We start from the raw sequence: 23896 nt of genomic DNA, 5'->3' as shown, positions 1-23896 counted from the left end.
CGGTGACAACAGTTATTCGACGCTGACCACGATAGTGCCAATTTCGGGGTGGCTGAAGCTGTTAATTTTATCGAGGCGTAACTCTCGCGTAGCGCCTGCATCATCGACAATCAGGTATTCGACGTTTTTACGAGAAACCAGGTCGCTCGCTTTGGCCTTGAAACTCTCCCCGTCTTTTAGCTCCAGCGTCAGTAACAAGTGATGCTGGCAGGCGAGCTCGAGATTGTCATAATCATCACAGTTGATGGGTTGATACGCATCATTCATTGACATAATCGCTCACCAGTAAGTTCGCGGCAGCATAAGCCGCCTGTTCCCTGACCGACTCCGAGACGGCCTCGCTGGAGGCGACTTCGTTCAGAGCCTTCAATACGCATCCTAAGGCATCAGGAATGTAGCCTAAATCACCGCTGGCAATTTCCGCGTAGCGTTGCCGAACCAATTCACAATACTTTTCCACATACCCTCCTCTCAGAGTCCCGACTTCAGACCTATTCGTGGGGTCAAGTCTAAGCCTACGAAGATAAACTCTGTTTAGCAAGGTGACTATACCACAGCAATGTAACCGATATCAGCCACGCAAATATACCCGTCATACTTCGAGCCGCGAGTATGTTATTTCGCTACAATAGCGCGCAATTGTGTATGGAGAAGTGTGATGGCGTTAAAAGCGACAATTTATAAGGCGACGGTAAATGTGGCCGATCTCGATCGTAATCGGTTTCTGGACAGCAGCCTGACGCTGGCGCGCCACCCTTCGGAAACGCAGGAACGCATGATGCTGCGCCTGCTGGCGTGGATCAAATATGCGGATGAGCGTCTGGAGTTTACCCGCGGCCTTAGCGCGGAAGACGAGCCGGAAATCTGGCGTAAAAACGATCACCTCGGCATTGATCTGTGGGTAGAACTTGGGCTGCCGGAAGAGCGTCGGGTGAAAAAAGCCTGCAGCCAGTCGGCCGAGGTAGCGTTGTTTACCTATAATAGTCGGGCGGCGGAAATTTGGTGGCAGCAGAACCAGAACCGCCTGAGCCAGTTTAAAAACCTGTCTATCTGGTATCTGGATGACGTACAGCTGGCGAAGCTAAGCGAATTTGGCACGCGCACCATGAACCTGCAGGCGACTATCCAGGACGGTGCGATTTGGCTGTCTGATAGCGAGAATAATCTGGAAATCCACTTTACGGCCTGGCTGCAGCAATGATTTCAGTGTCGCGAACGGTTTCTATCCCGGACAATGAAGTCACGATTACCGCGATTCGCGCCCAGGGTGCAGGCGGGCAGCATGTGAATAAAACCTCAACGGCTATTCATTTGCGCTTTGATATCCCTGCCTCTAGCCTGCCCGAGTCGTATAAGATACGTCTGCTGGCAGTAAGTCACCATTTGATCACGCCTGAAGGCGTCGTGGTGATCAAAGCCCAGGAATATCGAAGCCAGGAGATGAACCGTGAAGCGGCGGTGGCTCGCCTGGTTTCACTGATACAAGAACTCACCGTAGTGCAGAAGAGCCGTCGCGCGACAAAGCCGACGCGAGCTTCTAAAGAGCGACGTCTGACTTCTAAAGCGCAGAAGTCGACGACCAAAGCACTGCGCGGCAAAGTTCGCCGCCATCCGGAGTAGCGGCGAAGTTGGGACAATGGCATAAGGAATAAAGCATGAAGAAGAGTCTTCTGGCGGCGCTGGCAGCGCTAAGCCTGTTCACGCTATTTGGCTGTAATAATCGTACGGAAACGCAAACCCTGATCCCTGCTCAGGCGGCGGAACTGAAACCGATGCAGCAGAGCTATCGCGGCGTAGTACCTTGCGCAGACTGTGAAGGGATTGAAACCTCGCTGTTCCTCGAAAAGGACGGCACCTGGGTGATGAACCAGACTTATCAGGGGAAGGGAGCCTCGTTTGCCAGCTACGGTAAATGGGCGCGTACCGCCGATAAGCTGGTCTTGACCGACAGCGAAGGCGAGAAGCAGTACTTCCATCCAAAGGGCGACAGCCTGGTGATGCTGGACCGCGAAGGCAACTCGATTGAATCGCAGTTCAACTACACGCTGAAAGCGGTTGATGCGAAGCTGCCGTCAACGCCAATGCCGATGAAAGGTAAGTACCAATACATGGCCGACGCCGCTGTATTTGAGGACTGCGCTACAGGTAAAACTTTTGCCGTGGCGGATAACGCCGAACTGGAACGTGCCTATGCGGCAGCTCGCGGTAAGAACAATGCGCCAATTCTGCTGGTGGTAGAAGGGCACTTTACGCTGCAGGCCTCCCCTGATAGCGGAGAGCTGCAAAAAGCGCTGGTGGCCGACAAGGGGGCGAAGTTTAAGCCCGGCAAAGACTGTAACGACTAAAACGAAAAAGCCCGTCCATTTGGACGGGCTTTTTTATGCTCAGCGGTAAATTAACCTTTGATCTGCTTTACCAGGAAATCAACGATCTCGCTGGTTTTGATCATCTGCTTTTCACCGGCACGGCGATGTTTATATTCGATCTCTTCGTTGTCGAGATTACGGTCGCCGATAACGATGGTGTGAGGAATACCAATCAGTTCCATATCGGCAAACATCACGCCTGGACGCTCTTTACGGTCATCCAGCAGCACGTCGATACCCTGCGCACGCAGCGTGGTATACAGCTCTTCAGCCAGCTGCTGCACGCGGAAGGACTTGTGCATGTTCATTGGCAGAATCGCAACGTGGAACGGAGCGATAGCATCCGGCCACAGAATACCGCGGTCATCAAAGTTCTGTTCAATGGCGGCGGCGACCACTCGGGTAACACCGATACCGTAGCAGCCCATGGTCAGCGTCTGGTTACGGCCATCTTCGCCCTGAACGGCAGCTTTCAACGCCTCAGAGTACTTGGTGCCTAGCTGGAAGATGTGACCCACTTCGATACCGCGTTTGATCATCAACGTGCCTTTGCCATCCGGGCTTGGGTCGCCGGCAACAACGTTGCGAATGTCAGCCACTTCCGGCAGCGCAACGTCGCGTTCCCAGTTAATGCCGACAAAGTGCTTGCCGTCGATGTTTGCACCAGCGGCGAAATCGCTCATAGCGGCTACGCTGCGGTCAATCACAACCGGAACCGGCAGGTTGATCGGACCCAGGGAGCCAGGGCCAGCTTTCACGATATCGCGAATTTCCTGTTCGGTGGCGAACGTCAGCGGGCTTGCTACCTGTGGCAGCTTCTCGGCTTTCACTTCGTTCAGCTCGTGATCGCCACGAACCAGCAAAGCAACCAGCGGATAAGCGCTACCTTCGGTCGCTTTCACCAGCAGAGTTTTAACCGTTTTCTCGATTGGCAGGTTGAACTGCTCTACCAGCTCGGCGATGGTTTTAGCATTCGGAGTATCAATCTGGCTCATTTCAGCGGTCGGTGCTGCACGGCCTGCTGCCGGCGCAAGGGCTTCAGCGAACTCAATGTTTGCCGCATAGTCCGAGCTGTCAGAGAAGATCACATCATCTTCACCGCTTTGTGCCAGCACCTGGAACTCATGGGAGGCGCTGCCGCCGATGGAGCCGGTGTCCGCCTGCACGGCGCGGAAATCCAGACCCATGCGGGAGAAGATTTTGCTGTAAGCCTCGTACATCTTGTCATAGGTTTCCTGCAGGGATTCCTGAGACGTATGGAACGAGTAGGCGTCTTTCATCAGGAATTCGCGGGAACGCATCACGCCAAAACGTGGGCGCACTTCATCACGGAATTTGGTCTGGATCTGGAACAGATTCAGCGGCAGCTGCTTATAAGAGCTCAGCTCATTGCGAATCAGGTCGGTGATCACTTCTTCGTGAGTTGGACCCAGCACGAAAGGACGTTCGCCACGGTCAACAAAACGCAGTAACTCCGGACCGTATTGCTCCCAACGTCCACTCTCCTGCCACAGGTCGGCTGGCTGAACCACCGGCATGCACATTTCGATAGCACCGGCGTTGTTCATCTCTTCACGCACGATGTTTTCGACTTTCTTCAGGACGCGTAAACCTGTCGGCAGCCAGGTGTATAAACCGGAGGCCAGCTTACGGATCATCCCGGCGCGCAGCATCAGCTGGTGGCTGACTACTTCAGCGTCGGCAGGTGTCTCCTTCAGAGTGGAGAGCAGATATTGGCTAGTACGCATGTTGTTACGGTTCCATTTGAACGGCAGATCGCAGGCCACGGGCGGCCTGCTTCAAAAAAAGTGGTTTAGTTTACCAGTGTGGCAGAGATGTCAAAAGAGAGGGGGCTAAATTAACTCGCTTCGAGCGCAAACACCTCAAAGCCTTGCTCTGTGACGCGCCAGCGGACGTTAAAGTCCAGCAGCAGAACAGCGTAAGTCTTCCCGACATCCTCGCCTTTACGATAAGCAGGACGAGGGTCCTGAGCAAGTACCTGGCAGATAAAACGCGCAATATGCGGATAGCGGCCTTCCAGCCCGGCGAGCTGTAGCTGAACCTCGGGCGTAAAGGTCACGTTCATTTCTGCCTGAGGCGCCTGTTGCGCATAGCCCGCACGCGCATCCGGTACGGCTTCTGCGAAGGGCAGGTACGGTTTGATATCCACGATGGGCGTACCGTCTACCAAATCCAGGCTGCCAAGCTGCAAAATGACTTCATCTTTCTGGCAATGAATGCTTTTCAGTTCAACCAGCGACATGCCAATAGGATTGGGGCGGAAGGTAGAGCGGGTAGCAAACACGCCCATGCGGGCATTCCCCCCCAGCCGGGGAGGACGTACCGTTGGGCGCCAGCCGCCTTCCATCGTTTGATGGAATACAAACAGTAGCCACAGGTGACTAAAAGCCTCCAGCCCGCGAACTGCATCGGCCTGGTTGTACGGCGCAAGCAGACGCAGTTCACCGCCGCCATCTTTGACTAAGCCTGGCTGACGCGGTACGGCAAACTTTTCTTTATAAGGAGAGCGAATTACGCCAATTTGCGCAAACTGGAATTCGGTCATTGCGCCGAAACTTGTAGCGCAGATCCAACGCAAATGGCCTGACGATAGCACCCTGGCGCACCCGTGGTGACATCACAACTGTGCTGCAGAACCGCATTGGCTTTCATTTTGGAAGCGTTGATCTGCATGCGCTTGCGTGCGGTCGGGATATTCGGAGGCGAATCCTGATTGCTTGCCTGGCAAGACTCTCCGCTGACTTCACCTAAATCACGGAACGGTTTACCCACTAAGTCTTCTGCGTTGGTGTAGATTCTGACCGGAGCAGGGCGAGGTGCTTTAGGTTTCTCGGTTTCTGTCTTCGGCGCAGCTGCCGTGCTTTGAACGGGTTCTACGGGGGATCTGCTTAGCATTGAACAGCCGCTCAGCATGAATGCTAATAAACAGATCGGTAAAGCACGCATAATTTTTCCTCAATGAATGTAAAACGGGGAACATTGAAGCAAGCCCGAATCAAAATAACAAGGCGGGCTTGCGCCCGCCTTTAATTATTTACGTAAAACTGAAGAATGGAAACTTACCAGCCTTTAACCGCGCCGCCGTTAAAGACTTTGTTGGCCGCTTCGTTCACTTCGTCAGACTGGTATGCCTGAACGAATTTCTTCACGTTCTCTGCATCTTTGTTGTCTTCACGAGAAACGATCAGGTTCACATAAGGAGAGTTTTTGTCTTCAACGAAGATGCCGTCTTTCGCTGGCGTCAGGCCAATCTGGCTGGCGTAAGTGGTGTTGATGACCGCCAGAGCAATCTGAGCATCATCCAGAGAACGTGGCAGCTGCGGTGCTTCCAGCTCAACCAGCTTCAGATTTTTTGGGTTCTCGGTTACATCCAGAACGGTTGGCAGCAGGCCAACACCGTCTTTCAGTTTAATCAGACCTTCTTTCTGCAGCAGCAGCAGAGAGCGACCGAGGTTAGTCGGGTCGTTTGGCAGTGCTACCTGAGAACCCGGCTGCAGCTCATCCAGAGATTTGATTTTTTTGGAATAACCGGCGATTGGGTAAACAAAAGTATTGCCCACGGAAACCAGCTTATAACCGCGATCTTTGATCTGCTGATCCAGATAAGGCTTGTGCTGGAAGGCGTTAACATCGATGTCGCCTTTGCTCAGCGCTTCGTTTGGCAGCACATAGTCGGTAAAGGTCACCAGCTCAACGTCGAGGCCATATTTCTCTTTAGCCACTTTCTGAGCGACTTCGGCAACCTGCTGTTCTGCACCGGCAATCACGCCGACTTTAATGTGGTTTGGATCTTTTTCTTCCTGACCGCAACCCACCAGGGCCAGAGAGCCAATCAGAGCACCGACCGCGGCGAACGTTTTAAAGTTAAAAGCCATGTCCTTTTCCTTGTATGAATGCAGTTGTGTTTATTTGTGTGTAACAGCCCGGACGATACGATCGCCAGAGAATTGAATTAAGTAAACCAGCACGACCAGCAGAACCAGCACGGTATTCATTACTGTCGCGTTGTAGCCGATGTAACCGTACTGATAGCCAATTTGGCCCAGACCACCCGCACCAACGGCACCGCCCATTGCAGAATAGCCTACCAGGGTAATAAGGGTAATGGTGGCGGCATTTACCAGGCCCGGAAGTGCTTCCGGCAGCAACACTTTGCGGATGATTTGCAGCGGCGTGGCGCCCATCGCGCGTGAAGCTTCAATCAGACCGGTTGGGATTTCCAGCAGGGCGTTTTCGACCATTCGGGCAATAAACGGCGCTGCACCAACGGTCAATGGAACGATCGCCGCCTGCAGGCCGATAGAAGTTCCTACGATGACGCGGGTAAAAGGAATCATCCAGACGAGCAGAATAATGAACGGGATAGAACGGAAGATGTTAACTACCGCCGAGAGGCTGCTATAAAGCTTCGCGTTAGCGCTGATTTGCCCGGGGCGAGTGATGTACAGCAACACGCCGACAGGCAGGCCAATCACAAACCCGAAGAAACCGGAAACAAAGGTCATGGCTAACGTTTCATACACGCCGCGAGCCAGTAACCAAATCATTGCTTCAGACATAACCCAGCACCTCTACTTTCACGTGTTGCTCCTGCAGCCAGGCAATAGCCGATTGCGTATCTTTTGGCTCGCCGTGCATTTCGCACAGCATGATGCCGAACTTCACGCCGCCGGCATAATCCATCTGCGCGCTAATAATGTTGCTGTTCACGTTGAAGGTACGTGCTGTTTCAGAGAGAAGGGGGGCATCGACCGACTGGCCGGTGAACTCCAGGCGCAATAAAGGTACCGCGCTTTCTTTATTCTCTGCGCTCAGGCGCTGAGCGTAATCTTCCGGTACGTCGAGATGCAGAGTGGACTGGATAAACTGCTGAGCCAGAGGCGTTTTCGGATGGGAGAACACTTCGCTCACCGTATCCTGCTCGATAAGCTCGCCGTTGCTGATAACGGCCACGCAGTCACAAATGCGTTTTACGACATCCATCTCGTGGGTGATGAGCAGAATAGTCAGCCCCAGGCGACGATTAATGTCTTTCAGCAGCTCCAGAATAGAGCGGGTTGTGGCGGGATCCAGCGCGCTGGTGGCTTCGTCGCACAACAGCACTTTTGGATTGCTTGCCAGTGCACGGGCAATCGCCACGCGCTGTTTCTGACCACCGGAAAGGTTTGCAGGCCAGGCATCGTGTTTTTCACTGAGGCCAACTAAATCCAGCAGTTCGGTAACGCGGCGTTTAATCTCTTCTTTTGGCGTATTGTCCAGCTCAAGCGGCAAAGCAACGTTGCCGAATACGGTACGCGAAGAGAGCAGATTAAAGTGCTGGAAGATCATGCCAATCTGGCGACGGGCTTTAGTTAACTGGGTTTCGGAAAGCGTTGTCAGGTCCTGGCCATCAACCAGAACTGAACCCTGAGTCGGACGCTCAAGCAGGTTTACACAGCGGATGAGGGTGCTTTTCCCCGCACCGGACGCGCCAATCACGCCATAAATTTGCCCGGCAGGCACATGCAGACTGACATTGTTTAATGCCTGTATGCTGCGGTTGCCCTGCTGGAACACCTTGGTGATATTTGAAAGTTTAATCATTGAGTTATTTATTATCGTATAGGTAATAGCCGTGGAATTTTCTGCTACCAGTAACCAAAGTTACCGTAATCGATATGGATGTTAAGGCATCCAGACGTCTAAATCAATCAGGGAGTGAAGGACTGTTCTCTCCTTATTACTAAATCATGCGATACTAGCCGCAATTAATCCGTATCAGGAGTTCTCCAGTGGCACAGTCCGTACCCGCTATTTTTCTCGACCGCGATGGCACCATTAATGTCGATCATGGCTATGTATATGAAGTTGACCGATTCGAGTTTATTGATGGTGCTATAGAGGCAATGCGCGAATTAAAAGAGATGGGCTTTGCTCTGGTGCTGGTAACTAACCAGTCCGGCATCGCACGCGGGATGTTCACCGAGGCAGATTTTGAGAACCTGACCGAGTGGATGGACTGGTCGCTGGCGGACCGCGGTGTGGATCTCGATGGCATCTATTATTGCCCTCATCACCCGGAAGGAAGCGTGGAAGAGTTTCGTCAGAATTGTGATTGCCGTAAGCCGCAGCCGGGTATGCTGATTTCTGCACGTGACTTCCTGCACATCGATATGGCTTCTTCTTATATGGTTGGCGACAAAATTGAAGATATGCAGGCCGCCGCCGCAGCTATGGTTGGGACTAAAGTGCTGGTACGCACTGGCAAACCTGTAACGGAAGAGGGCGAGGCGGCGGCAGATTTGGTCATTAATAGCCTTGCTGACCTGCCAAAAGCCATCAAACAGCGCCAAAAATAAGCGTTACGATTAAAAAACGCGCGGTCAGAAAGTTTTTTCAAATTAGGGGTTGTCAGGCTCTGAGAACTCCCTATAATGCGCCTCCACTGACACGGCAAAGCGGCTTCGAAAGCGGCTTAACAACCCGGTAGTCAGTCAGACGAAAGCGAAAATAAACGCTTGACTCTGAAAGAGGAAAGCGTAATATACGCCACCTCGAGTTAGCAAGCGAAAGCGCGTAACTCACTGCTCTTTAACAATTTATCAGACAATCTGTGTGGGCACTCGCAGGATTGATATCTCAGCATCTTCGGATGCAACAAAATATCAAGTCTTGAAGAGTGACTACTGATTTTATAAACAGTTTTAATTCTTTGAGCATCAAACACTTTTAAATTGAAGAGTTTGATCATGGCTCAGATTGAACGCTGGCGGCAGGCCTAACACATGCAAGTCGAGCGGTAGCACAGGGAGCTTGCTCCTGGGTGACGAGCGGCGGACGGGTGAGTAATGTCTGGGGATCTGCCTGATGGAGGGGGATAACTACTGGAAACGGTAGCTAATACCGCATAACGTCGCAAGACCAAAGAGGGGGACCTTCGGGCCTCTTGCCATCAGATGAACCCAGATGGGATTAGCTAGTAGGTGGGGTAATGGCTCACCTAGGCGACGATCCCTAGCTGGTCTGAGAGGATGACCAGCCACACTGGAACTGAGACACGGTCCAGACTCCTACGGGAGGCAGCAGTGGGGAATATTGCACAATGGGCGCAAGCCTGATGCAGCCATGCCGCGTGTATGAAGAAGGCCTTCGGGTTGTAAAGTACTTTCAGCGAGGAGGAAGGCGTTAAGGTTAATAACCTTAGCGATTGACGTTACTCGCAGAAGAAGCACCGGCTAACTCCGTGCCAGCAGCCGCGGTAATACGGAGGGTGCAAGCGTTAATCGGAATTACTGGGCGTAAAGCGCACGCAGGCGGTTTGTTAAGTCGGATGTGAAATCCCCGGGCTCAACCTGGGAACTGCATTCGAAACTGGCAAGCTTGAGTCTTGTAGAGGGGGGTAGAATTCCAGGTGTAGCGGTGAAATGCGTAGAGATCTGGAGGAATACCGGTGGCGAAGGCGGCCCCCTGGACAAAGACTGACGCTCAGGTGCGAAAGCGTGGGGAGCAAACAGGATTAGATACCCTGGTAGTCCACGCCGTAAACGATGTCGACTTGGAGGTTGTGCCCTTGAGGCGTGGCTTCCGGAGCTAACGCGTTAAGTCGACCGCCTGGGGAGTACGGCCGCAAGGTTAAAACTCAAATGAATTGACGGGGGCCCGCACAAGCGGTGGAGCATGTGGTTTAATTCGATGCAACGCGAAGAACCTTACCTACTCTTGACATCCAGAGAACTTTCCAGAGATGGATTGGTGCCTTCGGGAACTCTGAGACAGGTGCTGCATGGCTGTCGTCAGCTCGTGTTGTGAAATGTTGGGTTAAGTCCCGCAACGAGCGCAACCCTTATCCTTTGTTGCCAGCGGTTCGGCCGGGAACTCAAAGGAGACTGCCAGTGATAAACTGGAGGAAGGTGGGGATGACGTCAAGTCATCATGGCCCTTACGAGTAGGGCTACACACGTGCTACAATGGCGCATACAAAGAGAAGCGACCTCGCGAGAGCAAGCGGACCTCATAAAGTGCGTCGTAGTCCGGATTGGAGTCTGCAACTCGACTCCATGAAGTCGGAATCGCTAGTAATCGTAGATCAGAATGCTACGGTGAATACGTTCCCGGGCCTTGTACACACCGCCCGTCACACCATGGGAGTGGGTTGCAAAAGAAGTAGGTAGCTTAACCTTCGGGAGGGCGCTTACCACTTTGTGATTCATGACTGGGGTGAAGTCGTAACAAGGTAACCGTAGGGGAACCTGCGGTTGGATCACCTCCTTACCTAAAAGATACAAACCCGCGTAGTGCTCACACAGATTGTCTGATAGAAAACGAGCAGTAAAACCTTATAGGCTTGTAGCTCAGGTGGTTAGAGCGCACCCCTGATAAGGGTGAGGTCGGTGGTTCAAGTCCACTCAGGCCTACCAAATTTTCCCCTGTTCTGCGTTGCACCTCAGACTCGCATACTTAAGTATGCGTCGCTAAGTTGCGCCTTGACCAGATGAAAATTAACGGTAATCAAAGGTTTTACGAAATCGATGGGGCTATAGCTCAGCTGGGAGAGCGCCTGCCTTGCACGCAGGAGGTCAGCGGTTCGATCCCGCTTAGCTCCACCATCATTTCATGCACCAAAACTACTTCAGAGTGTACCGGCAACGGTGTGCTGCGAAGTATTTGCTCTTTAACAATCCGGAACAAGCTGAAAATTGAAACGACATGTCGTCTCATTCCTCCGTAATAAGGGATGGGGTTAAGACATGTTCGAGTCTCTCAAATTTTCGCAACAGCGATGGTGTCTCACGAGACATCTTCGGGTTGTGAGGTTAAGCGACTAAGCGTACACGGTGGATGCCCTGGCAGTCAGAGGCGATGAAGGACGTGCTAATCTGCGATAAGCGTCGGTAAGGTGATATGAACCGTTATAGCCGGCGATTTCCGAATGGGGAAACCCAGTGTGATTCGTCACACTATCGTTAAGTGAATACATAGCTTAACGAAGCGAACCGGGGGAACTGAAACATCTAAGTACCCCGAGGAAAAGAAATCAACCGAGATTCCCCCAGTAGCGGCGAGCGAACGGGGAGCAGCCCAGAACCTGAATCAGTTTGTGTGTTAGTGGAAGCGTCTGGAAAGTCGCAGGGTACAGGGTGATACTCCCGTACACTAAAATGCACATACTGTGAGTTCGAAGAGTAGGGCGGGACACGTGGTATCCTGTCTGAATATGGGGGGACCATCCTCCAAGGCTAAATACTCCTGACTGACCGATAGTGAACCAGTACCGTGAGGGAAAGGCGAAAAGAACCCCGGCGAGGGGAGTGAAACAGAACCTGAAACCGTGTACGTACAAGCAGTGGGAGCCTCTTTATGGGGTGACTGCGTACCTTTTGTATAATGGGTCAGCGACTTATATTCTGTAGCAAGGTTAACCGTATAGGGGAGCCGCAGGGAAACCGAGTCTTAACTGGGCGTTAAGTTGCAGGGTATAGACCCGAAACCCGGTGATCTAGCCATGGGCAGGTTGAAGGTTGGGTAACACTAACTGGAGGACCGAACCGACTAATGTTGAAAAATTAGCGGATGACTTGTGGCTGGGGGTGAAAGGCCAATCAAACCGGGAGATAGCTGGTTCTCCCCGAAAGCTATTTAGGTAGCGCCTCGTGAACTCATCTTCGGGGGTAGAGCACTGTTTCGGCTAGGGGGCCATCCCGGCTTACCAACCCGATGCAAACTACGAATACCGAAGAATGTTATCACGGGAGACACACGGCGGGTGCTAACGTCCGTCGTGAAGAGGGAAACAACCCAGACCGCCAGCTAAGGTCCCAAAGTCATGGTTAAGTGGGAAACGATGTGGGAAGGCACAGACAGCCAGGATGTTGGCTTAGAAGCAGCCATCATTTAAAGAAAGCGTAATAGCTCACTGGTCGAGTCGGCCTGCGCGGAAGATGTAACGGGGCTAAACCATGCACCGAAGCTGCGGCAGCGACGCTTATGCGTTGTTGGGTAGGGGAGCGTTCTGTAAGCCGTCGAAGGTGGACTGTGAGGTCTGCTGGAGGTATCAGAAGTGCGAATGCTGACATAAGTAACGATAAAGCGGGTGAAAAGCCCGCTCGCCGGAAGACCAAGGGTTCCTGTCCAACGTTAATCGGGGCAGGGTGAGTCGACCCCTAAGGCGAGGCCGAAAGGCGTAGTCGATGGGAAACAGGTTAATATTCCTGTACTTGGTGTTACTGCGAAGGGGGGACGGAGAAGGCTATGTTAGCCGGGCGACGGTTGTCCCGGTTTAAGCATGTAGGCGGAGTGTTTAGGTAAATCCGGACGCTTATTAAACGCTGAGGTGTGATGACGAGGCACTACGGTGCTGAAGTAACAAATGCCCTGCTTCCAGGAAAAGCCTCTAAGCATCAGGTAACATTAAATCGTACCCCAAACCGACACAGGTGGTCAGGTAGAGAATACCAAGGCGCTTGAGAGAACTCGGGTGAAGGAACTAGGCAAAATGGTGCCGTAACTTCGGGAGAAGGCACGCTGTCGGTAGGTGAAACCCCTCGCGGGTGGAGCTGAAGGCAGTCGAAGATACCAGCTGGCTGCAACTGTTTATTAAAAACACAGCACTGTGCAAACACGAAAGTGGACGTATACGGTGTGACGCCTGCCCGGTGCCGGAAGGTTAATTGATGGGGTTATCCGCAAGGAGAAGCTCTTGATCGAAGCCCCGGTAAACGGCGGCCGTAACTATAACGGTCCTAAGGTAGCGAAATTCCTTGTCGGGTAAGTTCCGACCTGCACGAATGGCGTAATGATGGCCAGGCTGTCTCCACCCGAGACTCAGTGAAATTGAAATCGCTGTGAAGATGCAGTGTACCCGCGGCAAGACGGAAAGACCCCGTGAACCTTTACTATAGCTTGACACTGAACATTGAGCCTTGATGTGTAGGATAGGTGGGAGGCTTTGAAGCGTGGACGCCAGTCTGCGTGGAGCCAACCTTGAAATACCACCCTTTAATGTTTGATGTTCTAACGTAGACCCGTGATCCGGGTTGCGGACAGTGTCTGGTGGGTAGTTTGACTGGGGCGGTCTCCTCCTAAAGCGTAACGGAGGAGCACGAAGGTTAGCTAATCACGGTCGGACATCGTGAGGTTAGTGCAAAGGCATAAGCTAGCTTGACTGCGAGAGTGACGGCTCGAGCAGGTGCGAAAGCAGGTCTTAGTGATCCGGTGGTTCTGAATGGAAGGGCCATCGCTCAACGGATAAAAGGTACTCCGGGGATAACAGGCTGATACCGCCCAAGAGTTCATATCGACGGCGGTGTTTGGCACCTCGATGTCGGCTCATCACATCCTGGGGCTGAAGTAGGTCCCAAGGGTATGGCTGTTCGCCATTTAAAGTGGTACGCGAGCTGGGTTTAGAACGTCGTGAGACAGTTCGGTCCCTATCTGCCGTGGGCGCTGGAGAATTGAGGGGGGCTGCTCCTAGTACGAGAGGACCGGAGTGGACGCATCACTGGTGTTCGGGTTGTCATGCCAATGGCATTGCCCGGTAGCTAAATGCGGAAAAGATAAGCGCTGAAAGCATCTAAGCGCGAAACTTGCCCCGAGATGAGTTCTCCCTGACCCTTTAAGGGTCCTGAAGGAACGTTGAAGACTACGACGTTGATAGGCTGGGTGTGTAAGCGTAGCGATACGTTGAGCTAACCAGTACTAATGATCCGTGAGGCTTAACCTTACAACACCGAAGGTGTTTTGAGAGAAATTAGAGAGAAAGAGTAAATTTTCAGCTTAGTTCAGGATTAAATTGATGGTTATGCGGATGCATGACGGTCAATAACAGAATTTGCCTGGCGGCCGTAGCGCGGTGGTCCCACCTGACCCCATGCCGAACTCAGAAGTGAAACGCCGTAGCGCCGATGGTAGTGTGGGGTCTCCCCATGCGAGAGTAGGGAACTGCCAGGCATCAAATTAGCAGTAATGGTCAGTAATACGAGGCAGTTCACTACTCTCAGAGAGTAGGACTGACGAACCGAAAGGTGAGTCTGAACGCTGCGAAGCAGCGGCCCGTAGGGTGAACGTAAGTTCATCAACTGCCAGGCATCAAATTAAGCAGTAAGCTGATGTGAAAATCAGTGGTTGTAGAAAAATTCGGTGGAGCGGTAGTTCAGTCGGTTAGAATACCTGCCTGTCACGCAGGGGGTCGCGGGTTCGAGTCCCGTCCGTTCCGCCACTTATTTAAGCCCTGAGTCTTAGACTCAGGGCTTTTTTGTATTTAAATTCCATCAAAATTAACAACATTGTTGCTGATTTAGCAAAAATCTTCTGCATTTATCCGTCTTTTTCAGCAGAGTTCTCCCCGGCATACTCTTCCTCATACCAACGAACATCCCATAATGAGGTTAAAAATGGCAATTCCTGCATTCGGTCTGGGCACTTTCCGCCTGAAAGACGACATCGTCATCGCATCGGTTAAAACAGCCCTGGAGCTGGGCTATCGTGCTGTAGATACTGCTCAGATTTATGATAATGAGGCGGCTGTTGGTCAGGCGCTTGAAGAAAGCGGCATTCCACGTGAAGAGCTTTTTATCACGACTAAAATCTGGATTGAAAACCTCAGCAAGGACAAACTGATCCCAAGCCTGAAAGAGAGCCTGGTGAAGCTGCGCACTGATTACGTCGATCTGACGCTGATCCACTGGCCTTCGCCAAACGATGCCGTGCCGGTGGCTGAATTCATGCAGGCGCTGCTGGAGGCGAAAGAAGCCGGTTTCACGCGCCAAATTGGGATTTCAAACTTTACGGTTGAACTGATGCAGCAGGCAATTGATGCCGTTGGCGCTGAAAATATTGCCACCAACCAGATTGAGCTGTCGCCATACCTGCAAAACCGCACCGTTGTTGAGTGGGCTAAGCAGCACAACATCCACATTACGTCCTATATGACGCTGGCCTATGGGAAAGCGTTGGCGGATGAAACCATTGGCCGTATTGCACAGAAACATCAGGCAACGCCTGCGCAGGTTATTCTGGCATGGGCAATGGCTCTGGATTATGCAGTGATTCCTTCTTCGACAAAACGCGCGAATCTGGAAAGCAATCTGCAGGCGCAGAGCCTGAAGCTGGATGCTGAAGATATGGCGGCCATTGCTGCTCTGGAATGCAATGACCGCCTGGTGAGCCCGGAAGGTCTGGCACCGAAGTGGGATAACTGATCCTGATTACGGCCCTTCAGGGGGCCGTTTTACTGCGTCACTCAGAAAATCAATAAATGCACGAATACGCGTACTGACCGCCCGGTCGCTATAGTACACCGCGCTAAAAGGCATATTGACCGGTAAAAGCTTATCGGCAAGCACCTCAACAAACTCTCCGCTTTCAATTTCTTTATCAATCATAAAGTCTGACAGACAGGCGATACCGTTCCCCGTCAGGCACAGCTGCTTAAGCGTTTCTCCGCTATTTGAAGATAACCCTGGTTTTATCTCAAAGAGTTGTCCATCCGCTTGTGAAACCGGCCAGCGGTTAAGTGAAGAAGGCTCGGTAAAGCCCAGGCAGACGTGATTTACCAGATCGGCAGCGGTTTCTGGTGCTCCATTAGCCGCTATATATTCGGGCGAGGCAATGATTTTGCGGTAGCTGCTAAAAAGCGGGCGGGCACGGAGGCTTGAGTCGGTTAAATTGCCAACGCGAATCGCCACATCGACTTTACGTTCGATGAGGTTAATGAAGGTTTCCGACGATACAAGAGACAGCGTCATTTCCGGGTAGCGCTCGCGGAACGGTTTTATCAGCGGCATCAGTAGATGCAACATCACCGGCGTTGCGGCATCAATGCGCAGCAATCCCCTTGGCATCTGCTTGCTTTCCATCACTTCATTTTCAGCCGCGGCCATCGCCTGCAAAATTTGCTGCACGTTCCTGAAATAGCGCTCACCTTCTTCCGTCAGGCTAAGCTGGCGCGTTGTTCGGTTAAGCAGGCTCACGCCCAGCTTCATCTCCAGCTTTTTTACCGTCCTGCTCACCGCTGAGTTAGCCAGCCCCAGCTGTTCTGCCGCGCGGCTGAAGCTCCCGCTCTCTACTACGGCAACAAAAATCGCAAGTTCATCTGACGTAGCCTTCATTGTTGCTCCACAAGCAAAATTCTATTGAGATTTTACATATTTTTGTTATTTAAGCATCCCGCCATACTACGTGTCATCAAAAGACACCTGTTATGGAGTAAATTATGCCTCTGGCGCTTCTCGCACTGACAATCAGTGCTTTCGCAATCGGCACCACCGAGTTCGTTATTGTCGGGCTTGTACCGACCATCGCTGAACAGCTTGCAATCTCAGTTCCGTCTGCAGGATTGCTGGTATCTATCTATGCTCTTGGCGTAGCGATTGGTGCGCCTGTTTTGACCGCCTTAACAGGCAAACTGCCGCGCAAGCAATTGCTCATCGGCCTTATGGCGCTATTTACCGTAGGGAATGTGATAGCCTGGCTGTCGCCTAATTACGAGACTTTGGTCGTAGCTCGCCTGCTTACTGGTCTGGCGCACGGCGTATTTTTCTCCATTGGTTCGACGATTGCGACGAGCCTTGTACCCAAAGAGAAAGCGGCTTCAGCCATTGCCATTATGTTTGGTGGCCTGACGGTAGCGCTGGTGACCGGCGTGCCATTGGGGACGTTCATCGGGCAGCATTTCGGCTGGCGTGAAACTTTCCTGGCAGTATCGGCTATTGGCGTTATCGCATTGATCAGCAGCATGATCCTTATCCCGAAAGATATTCCTAATCGTGCGCTGGCTGGAATTAAGGAGCAGCTGCAGGTATTAACCCATCCGCGTCTGGTGCTGATCTATCTGGTTACCGCGCTGGGTTATGGTGGTGTGTTTACCGCTTTTACCTTCCTGGCGCCGATGATGCAGGATCTGGCTGGCTTTTCACCTTCCGCAGTGAGCTGGATCCTGTTGGGCTATGGCGTATCTGTGGCTATCGGCAATATCTGGGGCGGTAAGCTGGCGGATCGCCACGGTGCTGTGCCGGCCCTGAAATTTATCTTTGCCGCACTGGCCGTGCTGCTTCTGGTCTTCCAGTTCACCGTACACTCGCACGTTGCCGCGCTGCTTACCATTCTGGTGATGGGCGTCTTCGCCTTCGGTAATGTTCCGGGCCTGCAGGTCTATGTTGTACAGAAAGCCGAACAATACACGCCAAATGCGGTTGATGTTGCTTCCGGTCTTAACATTGCGGCGTTTAACGTGGGTATTGCTGTGGGCTCCATTATTGGTGGCCAGACGGTACAACACTTCGGTCTGGCGCAGACGCCGTGGATTGGCGCAGTGATTGTTGTTCTGGCGCTGTTGCTGATTGGCTTGAGCGGCAGACTGGATAAGCAGTCAAAACTCGCCATAAGCTAAATTTTTTATACCAGGAGCGTAGCCGTTTTACGCCCCTGGTAGTCAATGGTTTGTAATGGTCGTTGAAAGTCTGCGTTAAAGTCCCTATAACTGAAAGATAGTCCGCAAACTGCGGGCATATTGATGAGTTACTGAGGTCGTTAGCTAAACGTGCACAAGAATACCTATGCCATGCGATACGTAGCCGGACAGCCAGCAGAGCGAATTCTGCCTCCCGGCTCGTTTGCGACTATAGGTCAGGCATTACCCCCCGGAGAACCTTTACCCGGCCACGGCACGATACGCGTTCTGGTATGGAACATCTTTAAGCAGCAGCGGGCCGACTGGCTTTCGGTGCTGCAAACCTTCGGCAAAGACGCGCACCTGATGCTGTTACAGGAAGCGCAAACGACACCTGAATTGGTTCGATTTGCGACCACTAACTATCTGGCCGCCGACCAGGTTCCCGCCTTTGTTTTACCCCAGCATCCTTCTGGCGTGATGACACTTTCTGCTGCCCATCCTGTCTATTGCTGCCCGCTACGTGAACGCGAGCCGATCCTGCGGTTATCCAAGTCTGCCCTGGTGACCGTTTATCCCTTGCCGGACGGGCGGATGCTGATGGTGATTAATATTCATGCCGTTAATTTTAGCCTTGGCGTAGACGTTTACAGCAAACAGCTTGGGCCAATTGGCGATCAGATAGGGCATCACAACGGGCCGGTTATCATGGCCGGTGATTTCAATGCCTGGAGCCGTCCACGCATGAATGCATTGTTCCGCTTTGCCCGCGAAATGACGCTGCGTGAAGTTCGTTTTACCGACGATCATCGCCGCCGGGCGTTTGGTCGCCCGCTTGATTTTGTCTTCTATCGTGGTCTGAACGTCACCGAAGCTTCGGTGCTGGTGACTCGTGCCTCAGACCATAACCCGCTACTAGTTGAATTCCGTCCCGGCAAGCCTGAGCTGAAATAAGGTTCGTCAGGTCTGCCGTTGGGCAGACCTGTGCGCTGCCCTTTTTTCTCACTTAACCGCAAGGACATAACGATGACAACGCAATCCCATCATGACAAAGTTAGCCAGCAGTTTGGATCCCAGGCCAGCGCCTATTTGACCAGCACGGTTCATGCTTCAGGGCGCGATCTGGAGCGGCTTAGCGCGCGGTTGAATGATTTTCCCAATGCCACTCTGCTGGACATGGGATGCGGGGCAGGGCACGCAAGCTTTATTGCTGCGGCGAAGGTGAAGTCAGTTGTCGCTTATGATTTGTCCGAGCAGATGCTGACGGTTGTCGCGGAGGCGGCGACCACGCGGGGAATCACTAATATTGCGACTCGCCAGGGATATGCAGAATCACTTCCATTCGATGACAGCACCTTTGATGTGGTCATCAGCCGCTACTCTGCGCATCACTGGCACGATGTCGGCCAGGCACTGCGCGAGGTGAAGCGTGTGCTTAAGCCTGGTGGCATTGCTATTTTTATGGATGTCACTTCACCGGGTCACCCGGTGAAGGATATCTGGCTGCAAACGGTCGAGGCATTACGTGACACTTCGCACGTGCGTAATTATTCCAGCGGAGAGTGGCTGAGCCTGTTTAACGATGCGGGCCTGATGACGCACAGCGTTTTATGCGACAGGCTGAATCTGGAGTTCTCCAGCTGGATTGCCAGGATGAGAACGCCGATAGTGTTATCGGACGCGATCCGCGCTTACCAAAAAAGTGCGTCTGACGAGGTTAAGCAGTACTTTGAATTGCAGCGCGACGGGTCGTTCACCAGCGATATCATCCTGCTGGAAGCTCGAAAGGGATAAACTCAAAAAAGAAAAGGCACCATGCAGGTGCCTTTTTTATCTTTACTATCAGGTATCTGGAGAAGTATTCCCGCTGACAAACAGCGTCAGTTGGTCTCCAGGCCTCAGATCATCGGTACCGCTGTTCCAGCGCATCACATCTTTGATGTTCACGCCGTGACGTTTGGCGATACTCGACAGCGAGTCACCTTTGCGCACCTGATAAGTGATGCTGCTATTGTCAGCCAGCTGCGTTGCGCCACCTTTCACGCTGAGCGTTTGCCCAACTTTAAGGCGAGAACCGCTCAGGTTGTTCCAGTTTTGCAAATCTTTAGCGTTCACACCGAGGCGTGAAGCAACGCCGGACAGGGTATCCCCTGAGCGCACTTTATAAGATTTGTTGCCACCGGCACTGCTGCGGTTATCCGCAACCAGCGTAGGCTGTAAAGCATCGATTTCACCAGAAGCCAAAGAGGCTTTCAGCTGCTCGGCATGCTTTTTCGGCACCATCACGTAACGCTGATTTTTCCCAACGGTGGTGCTTTTCACGCCGGCGTTGAAGGTCTTCAGGTTGGTGAGCGACATGCCTGCCATTTCGGCGACCTGCGTTAACTCAACCGGATTGCTGACTTCAACACGCGCCAGCGCGCGGCTTTCATCCGTTGTCGGCAAACGTACGCCGTACTTCTGACTGTTTTTGAGTATGTCGCTCAACGCCAGCATTTTCGGTACGTAGATCTTTGTTTCACGCGGCAGAGCCAGCGACCAGAAATCGGTAGGTTTACCCCGCGATTTGTTCGCTTTTATGGCGTTCAGCACACGGCCTTCGCCGCTGTTGTACGCTGCCACGGTCAACAACCAGTCGCCGTCAAACATCTTGTTCAAACGCTGCATCATATCCAGTGCGGCAGTGGTAGAAGCCACTACATCACGGCGTGCATCGTACGCTTTGGTCTGCTTAAGACCGTAATTGCGCCCCGTACTTGGGATAATCTGCCAAATGCCTGCGGCATTTGCGCTAGACGTCGCGTGGGGGTCAAAAGCGCTCTCCACTATGGGTAGTAGTACTAGTTCCATTGGCATGTTGCGTTTCTTAACTTGCCCGGCAATCCAGTACATATACGGCTCTGCCCGTAATGTTACATCGTGGAGATAGCTCTTATTACTCAGGTACTTCTGTTTCTGTTCGCGGATCCGGACGTTTTCCGGTATCCCCATCTTTAGCTCGTTGCCGATGAAGTTCCACAGGTTTTGATCTTGCGCGAGGAAGGTTCCATCATCCATCCATCGCGCAGAGGTCGCTCGACCCGTGTACTTTCCTGCTTCACCTTGACCAGCCGCAGACAGACTCTGTGCATGCTGTTGAATGTTGGCATCATGCTTTGACGCCTGGCACCCGACAAGCAAGACAGAGGCGAGTAGTATCGCTTTTGCCTTCATGTGTGTGTCAATGGTTGCTTAAAAGACGAGCGATGATACCGTCGCCTTTTCGACAACACAACCAGAATATTCAGAAGCTATCCTTCTTTGTCCTTAACCAGGCGAATATCTCATGGGGTTGTTGCAAGTTTGTTTCTTTTTTAATTTCTTCTTTTAAAACAGCATCTTCAGTGCGTAAAAAAATATTTATTTGGCGTTCTGTTTGCAGCATTGACGGCAAGGTTGAGTGATTTTTTGCGCGTAACTCCTTAACTTTTCGATAGTATCCCTTTAATTGCTCATCATGGGGTAAAATACTTAAGGAAAACTTTATGTTTGATTCGGTGTACTCATGTGCGCAACAAATCTGGGTTTCAGCAGGTAGTGAATTAAGTTTTTGAAATGATGTAAACATCTGCTCTGCTGTACCTTCAAAAAGTCTTCCGCAGCCGCCAGAAAACATTGTGTCGCCGCAAAATAGATAAGGAAAGCTATAAAACGAGATATGTCCTAAAGTGTGACCAGGTGTTGCTATCACTCTATATTCACGCCCAGACAGGCTAAACTTATCCCCTTCGCCCACGATCTGCGTAGCCCCTTTCTGCCGGGTTTCCTCCGGTCCGTATACCTCAATGTTCGGGTATTTGTCCTTCAGTTGCTGAACGCCACCAACGTGATCGGCATGATGATGGGTAAGCAGAATAGCTTCTGGCTGCCAGCCGTTTTCCTCTATAGCCTTCAAAACAGGAGCGGCCTCACCGGGGTCAACGATCACACATTTTCCCTGCTCATTATTAAGCACCCAGATGTAGTTATCCTGGAAAGCACGAATACTGTTAAGATTCATAGTTCAACCTCTCTATGGCAATTAAGAAGGTAGTGATGAAACCGGCAAGGATACCTGAGATTCTCACTTCCCCCCATCATTGGGCGCAGCTGCGATGGGGAGAATACTACCGGGACGCGCTCGAAGAGCAGCTTCGCCCCTGGCTGGGTAAAATGTTCGGCTTTCATTTACTGAAAATCGGCAACCTGAGCGCAGAAGTTAACACGGAAGCCTGCGCTATTTCTCATCAGGTTAATGTAGCCTTACAGGGTGAACATTTGCAGGTGAACGCCGATCCTTTGCACCTTCCGTTTGCGGCGAAATCGGTTGATGCCTGTTTGTTGGCCCACACGCTGCCGTGGTGCCCGGATCCTCACGGCTTACTTCGGGAAGTCGATCGGGTACTGATCGATGATGGCTGGATTGTTCTCAGCAGCTTCAATCCTATTAGCCTGCTAGGCCTGGGTAAAACCGTGCCCTTCCTGCGCAAGCGCGCACCTTTCAATAGCCGCATGTTTACCCCAATGAGGCAATTTGACTGGCTGTCATTGCTGAATTTTGAGGTGATGTATCGGCGTAGTTTTCAGGTATTGCCGTGGCATAAGCAGGGCGGGCGTTTACTGAGTACCCACCTGCCTGCGCTGGGCTGTATGCACGTTATTGTCGCGCGTAAACGCACGCTGCCGCTGACGCTAAACCCAATGAAAAGCCGTAAAGCGAAAAATCAGATTCGCTCGGCGGTGGGGGCGACGCGGCAGTACCGTGACAGCGTTAAGGTGCCGCGCCGTCCGGCTGATAGCCCACATCCTCATGAGTAGGACGGGATGCGGCGTTGCGAGCCAGTTCGTCGCAGCGTTCGTTTTCCGGGTGGCCCGCGTGGCCTTTAACCCATTCCCACTTAATTTCGTGATGGCTCAGGGCGGCATCAAGACGCTTCCATAAATCTACGTTCTTCACCGGCTTTTTATCAGCCGTTTTCCAGCCGCGCTTCTTCCAGTTGTGGATCCACTGGGTAATGCCCTGGCGGACGTACTGGCTGTCGGTGCTGAGGACCACATCGCAGGGTTCAATCAGCGCCTCAAGCGCGACGATCGCGGCCATCATCTCCATGCGGTTGTTGGTCGTGAGGCGAAATCCTTCGCTGAAGATTTTCTCGTGCTGCTTGTACCGTAAAATCGCACCGAAGCCGCCCGGCCCTGGGTTACCCAGGCAGGAGCCATCGGTGAAAACTTCTACCTGTTTACGCATCTCTGGTAGACTTCCTGTGATGAAAAGGTCAAGTCTGACATAAACGAGCGCGATGAGCACAGCTATATGATTTCTACCACGACCAGACAGATAGTTCTCGATACCGAAACCACCGGTATGAACCAGATCGGTGCTCATTACGAAGGGCACCGCATTATCGAGATCGGTGCGGTTGAAGTGATCAACCGCCGCCTGACGGGCAATAACTTCCATGTCTACCTAAAGCCCGACAGGCTGGTGGACCCGGAAGCCTTTGGCGTTCACGGTATTGCTGATGAATTCCTGGCGGATAAACCGACGTTTGACCAGGTCGCTGATGCGTTCATGGACTACATCCGCGGCGCCGAGCTTGTTATTCATAACGCATCGTTCGATATCGGCTTTATGGACTATGAGTTCAGCAAGCTGCGCCGTGACATCCCTAAAACAGAAACCTTCTGTAAGATTACCGACAGCCTGGCGATGGCCCGTAAGATGTTTCCGGGCAAGCGAAACAGCCTCGATGCACTCTGCTCGCGTTATGAAATAGACAACAGCAAACGTACGCTGCACGGCGCACTGCTCGATGCCCAAATTCTGTCCGACGTCTATTTGATGATGACCGGCGGGCAAACATCGCTGAAATTCTCTATGGAAGGTGACGTGCAGCAGCAGCAGGGCAGCGGGGGAATTCAGCGCGTCGTGCGTCGTGCGTCAGGCATGCGGGTCATCCACGCCAGTGATGAAGAGCTTCTGGCGCATGAATCTCGTCTTGATTTGGTGCAGAAGAAAGGCGGAAGCTGCCTCTGGCGCAGCTAAATAGCGCGGAAATGAGTTAAAAATCACCACTCAGGTGATTTTTGCGGCAAACGGTTAATTTTATGATAAAAAGCGTTGACG

The 23896-nt window shown here is 52.3% G+C and carries 22 protein-coding genes, 3 tRNA genes and 3 rRNA genes; 16 read left to right on the top strand and 12 right to left on the bottom strand.

Going from position 1 to position 23896, the window contains the following annotated elements; translation table 11 throughout:
• Positions 1-12: 12 nt before the first annotated feature.
• Together rof and JT31_RS08125 are read right to left on the bottom strand one after the other, a co-directional pair.
• Positions 13-273 (bottom strand): Rho-binding antiterminator, encoded by a 261-nt coding sequence (rof, locus tag JT31_RS08130; RefSeq protein WP_071842944.1) that lies wholly within the window; start codon positions 271-273, stop codon positions 13-15.
• Positions 260-460 carry a YaeP family protein gene (locus tag JT31_RS08125; protein WP_008456963.1) on the bottom strand — a complete coding sequence of 67 codons (201 nt, stop codon included), beginning with the start codon at positions 458-460 and terminating at the stop codon, positions 260-262. Before JT31_RS08125 ends, rof begins: the two co-directional genes overlap by 14 nt.
• A gap of 198 nt (positions 461-658) precedes the next feature.
• Between JT31_RS08125 and JT31_RS08120 the strand changes: the two genes are divergently transcribed.
• The 3 genes from JT31_RS08120 to nlpE are packed head-to-tail and all read left to right on the top strand — an operon-like array spanning position 659 to position 2345.
• Entirely contained in the window at positions 659-1201 is a 543-nt protein-coding gene (locus JT31_RS08120) for a YaeQ family protein (RefSeq protein ID WP_038475409.1), read from the top strand.
• Entirely contained in the window at positions 1198-1620 is a 423-nt protein-coding gene (arfB, locus tag JT31_RS08115; protein WP_038475407.1) for an alternative ribosome rescue aminoacyl-tRNA hydrolase ArfB, read from the top strand. Before JT31_RS08120 ends, arfB begins: the two co-directional genes overlap by 4 nt.
• Before the next feature lie 35 nt (positions 1621-1655).
• The gene (gene nlpE / locus JT31_RS08110) at positions 1656-2345 is read left to right on the top strand and encodes an envelope stress response activation lipoprotein NlpE (protein ID WP_038475405.1); all 690 of its coding nucleotides are present in this window, start codon (positions 1656-1658) and stop codon (positions 2343-2345) included.
• 50 nt (positions 2346-2395) lie between these two features.
• On the opposite strand, the gene proS is transcribed toward nlpE, so the two are convergent.
• From proS to metN, 6 genes are all read right to left on the bottom strand, one after another.
• Complete coding sequence (gene proS, locus JT31_RS08105; RefSeq protein ID WP_038482937.1) at positions 2396-4114, bottom strand: proline--tRNA ligase; 1719 nt, start codon at positions 4112-4114, stop codon at positions 2396-2398.
• Between the two features lie 110 nt (positions 4115-4224).
• Positions 4225-4932: a tRNA (N6-threonylcarbamoyladenosine(37)-N6)-methyltransferase TrmO gene (gene tsaA / locus JT31_RS08100; RefSeq protein ID WP_038475402.1), complete on the bottom strand. Its 708-nt coding sequence runs from the start codon at positions 4930-4932 to the stop codon at positions 4225-4227.
• On the bottom strand, positions 4929-5333 hold the full coding sequence (rcsF, locus tag JT31_RS08095; RefSeq protein ID WP_038475400.1) for an Rcs stress response system protein RcsF: 405 nt from the start codon (positions 5331-5333) through the stop codon (positions 4929-4931). The genes tsaA and rcsF overlap by 4 nt, the downstream gene beginning before the upstream one ends.
• Before the next feature lie 113 nt (positions 5334-5446).
• Entirely contained in the window at positions 5447-6262 is an 816-nt protein-coding gene (metQ, locus tag JT31_RS08090) for a methionine ABC transporter substrate-binding lipoprotein MetQ (protein ID WP_038475398.1), read from the bottom strand.
• 30 nt (positions 6263-6292) lie between these two features.
• Positions 6293-6946 (bottom strand): methionine ABC transporter permease MetI, encoded by a 654-nt coding sequence (locus tag JT31_RS08085; protein ID WP_038475396.1) that lies wholly within the window; start codon positions 6944-6946, stop codon positions 6293-6295.
• A complete protein-coding gene (gene metN, locus JT31_RS08080) occupies positions 6939-7970 on the bottom strand; it encodes a methionine ABC transporter ATP-binding protein MetN (protein WP_038475394.1) in 1032 nt (343 codons plus the stop codon). The genes JT31_RS08085 and metN overlap by 8 nt, the downstream gene beginning before the upstream one ends.
• Positions 7971-8158: 188 nt before the next feature.
• Here metN and gmhB point away from each other — a divergent pair, with 188 nt between their 5' ends.
• From gmhB to dkgB, 8 genes are all read left to right on the top strand, one after another.
• Complete coding sequence (gene gmhB / locus JT31_RS08075) at positions 8159-8725, top strand: D-glycero-beta-D-manno-heptose 1,7-bisphosphate 7-phosphatase (RefSeq protein ID WP_038475392.1); 567 nt, start codon at positions 8159-8161, stop codon at positions 8723-8725.
• 372 nt (positions 8726-9097) lie between these two features.
• Positions 9098-10637: ribosomal RNA gene (locus JT31_RS08070) — 16S ribosomal RNA — on the top strand.
• Between the two features lie 69 nt (positions 10638-10706).
• Positions 10707-10783, top strand: a tRNA-Ile gene (locus JT31_RS08065).
• A 113-nt stretch (positions 10784-10896) separates the two neighbouring features.
• Positions 10897-10972: transfer RNA gene (locus tag JT31_RS08060), tRNA-Ala, on the top strand.
• A gap of 205 nt (positions 10973-11177) precedes the next feature.
• Positions 11178-14085, top strand: a 23S ribosomal RNA gene (locus JT31_RS08055).
• A gap of 111 nt (positions 14086-14196) precedes the next feature.
• A 5S ribosomal RNA gene (gene rrf, locus JT31_RS08050) occupies positions 14197-14312 on the top strand.
• The 16S, 23S and 5S rRNA genes sit together here with 3 tRNA genes alongside, the layout of an rRNA operon.
• Positions 14313-14503: 191 nt before the next feature.
• Positions 14504-14580: transfer RNA gene (locus JT31_RS08045), tRNA-Asp, on the top strand.
• A gap of 175 nt (positions 14581-14755) precedes the next feature.
• Positions 14756-15562 carry a 2,5-didehydrogluconate reductase DkgB gene (dkgB, locus tag JT31_RS08040; protein ID WP_038475389.1) on the top strand — a complete coding sequence of 269 codons (807 nt, stop codon included), beginning with the start codon at positions 14756-14758 and terminating at the stop codon, positions 15560-15562.
• A 6-nt stretch (positions 15563-15568) separates the two neighbouring features.
• Here dkgB and yafC read toward each other — a convergent pair whose 3' ends face one another.
• Entirely contained in the window at positions 15569-16471 is a 903-nt protein-coding gene (yafC, locus tag JT31_RS08035) for a DNA-binding transcriptional regulator YafC (protein WP_038475386.1), read from the bottom strand.
• Between the two features lie 104 nt (positions 16472-16575).
• Here yafC and JT31_RS08030 point away from each other — a divergent pair, with 104 nt between their 5' ends.
• The 3 genes from JT31_RS08030 to JT31_RS08020 all read left to right on the top strand — a co-directional run bounded on the left by JT31_RS08030 (position 16576) and on the right by JT31_RS08020 (position 19545).
• The gene (locus JT31_RS08030) at positions 16576-17751 is read left to right on the top strand and encodes an MFS transporter (RefSeq protein WP_038475383.1); all 1176 of its coding nucleotides are present in this window, start codon (positions 16576-16578) and stop codon (positions 17749-17751) included.
• A gap of 150 nt (positions 17752-17901) precedes the next feature.
• A complete protein-coding gene (locus tag JT31_RS08025) occupies positions 17902-18705 on the top strand; it encodes an endonuclease/exonuclease/phosphatase family protein (RefSeq protein ID WP_071842943.1) in 804 nt (267 codons plus the stop codon).
• Positions 18706-18777: 72 nt separating this feature from the next.
• Positions 18778-19545, top strand: a complete 768-nt coding sequence (locus JT31_RS08020) for a class I SAM-dependent methyltransferase (protein WP_038475378.1) — start codon at positions 18778-18780, stop codon at positions 19543-19545.
• Between the two features lie 48 nt (positions 19546-19593).
• Here JT31_RS08020 and mltD read toward each other — a convergent pair whose 3' ends face one another.
• Both mltD and gloB read right to left on the bottom strand, forming a co-directional pair.
• Positions 19594-20964 (bottom strand): murein transglycosylase D, encoded by a 1371-nt coding sequence (mltD, locus tag JT31_RS08015; RefSeq protein ID WP_038475376.1) that lies wholly within the window; start codon positions 20962-20964, stop codon positions 19594-19596.
• Between the two features lie 70 nt (positions 20965-21034).
• Complete coding sequence (gloB, locus tag JT31_RS08010; protein WP_038475373.1) at positions 21035-21790, bottom strand: hydroxyacylglutathione hydrolase; 756 nt, start codon at positions 21788-21790, stop codon at positions 21035-21037.
• Between the two features lie 35 nt (positions 21791-21825).
• Between gloB and JT31_RS08005 the strand changes: the two genes are divergently transcribed.
• Complete coding sequence (locus tag JT31_RS08005) at positions 21826-22587, top strand: class I SAM-dependent methyltransferase (RefSeq protein WP_038475370.1); 762 nt, start codon at positions 21826-21828, stop codon at positions 22585-22587.
• Here the strand turns inward: JT31_RS08005 and rnhA are convergent.
• Positions 22541-23017 carry a ribonuclease HI gene (rnhA, locus tag JT31_RS08000; RefSeq protein WP_038475368.1) on the bottom strand — a complete coding sequence of 159 codons (477 nt, stop codon included), beginning with the start codon at positions 23015-23017 and terminating at the stop codon, positions 22541-22543. The two genes, JT31_RS08005 and rnhA, sit on opposite strands and share 47 nt — an antisense overlap.
• A gap of 66 nt (positions 23018-23083) precedes the next feature.
• Here rnhA and dnaQ point away from each other — a divergent pair, with 66 nt between their 5' ends.
• Positions 23084-23815: a DNA polymerase III subunit epsilon gene (gene dnaQ, locus JT31_RS07995; protein ID WP_038475366.1), complete on the top strand. Its 732-nt coding sequence runs from the start codon at positions 23084-23086 to the stop codon at positions 23813-23815.
• Positions 23816-23896 lie beyond the last annotated feature (81 nt).

Source organism: Cedecea neteri (assembly GCF_000757825.1).
GTDB lineage: Bacteria > Pseudomonadota > Gammaproteobacteria > Enterobacterales > Enterobacteriaceae > Cedecea > Cedecea selenatireducens.
Note: the sequence above shows the minus strand (reverse complement) of the source record. Positions and strands in the feature narration are given on the sequence as shown.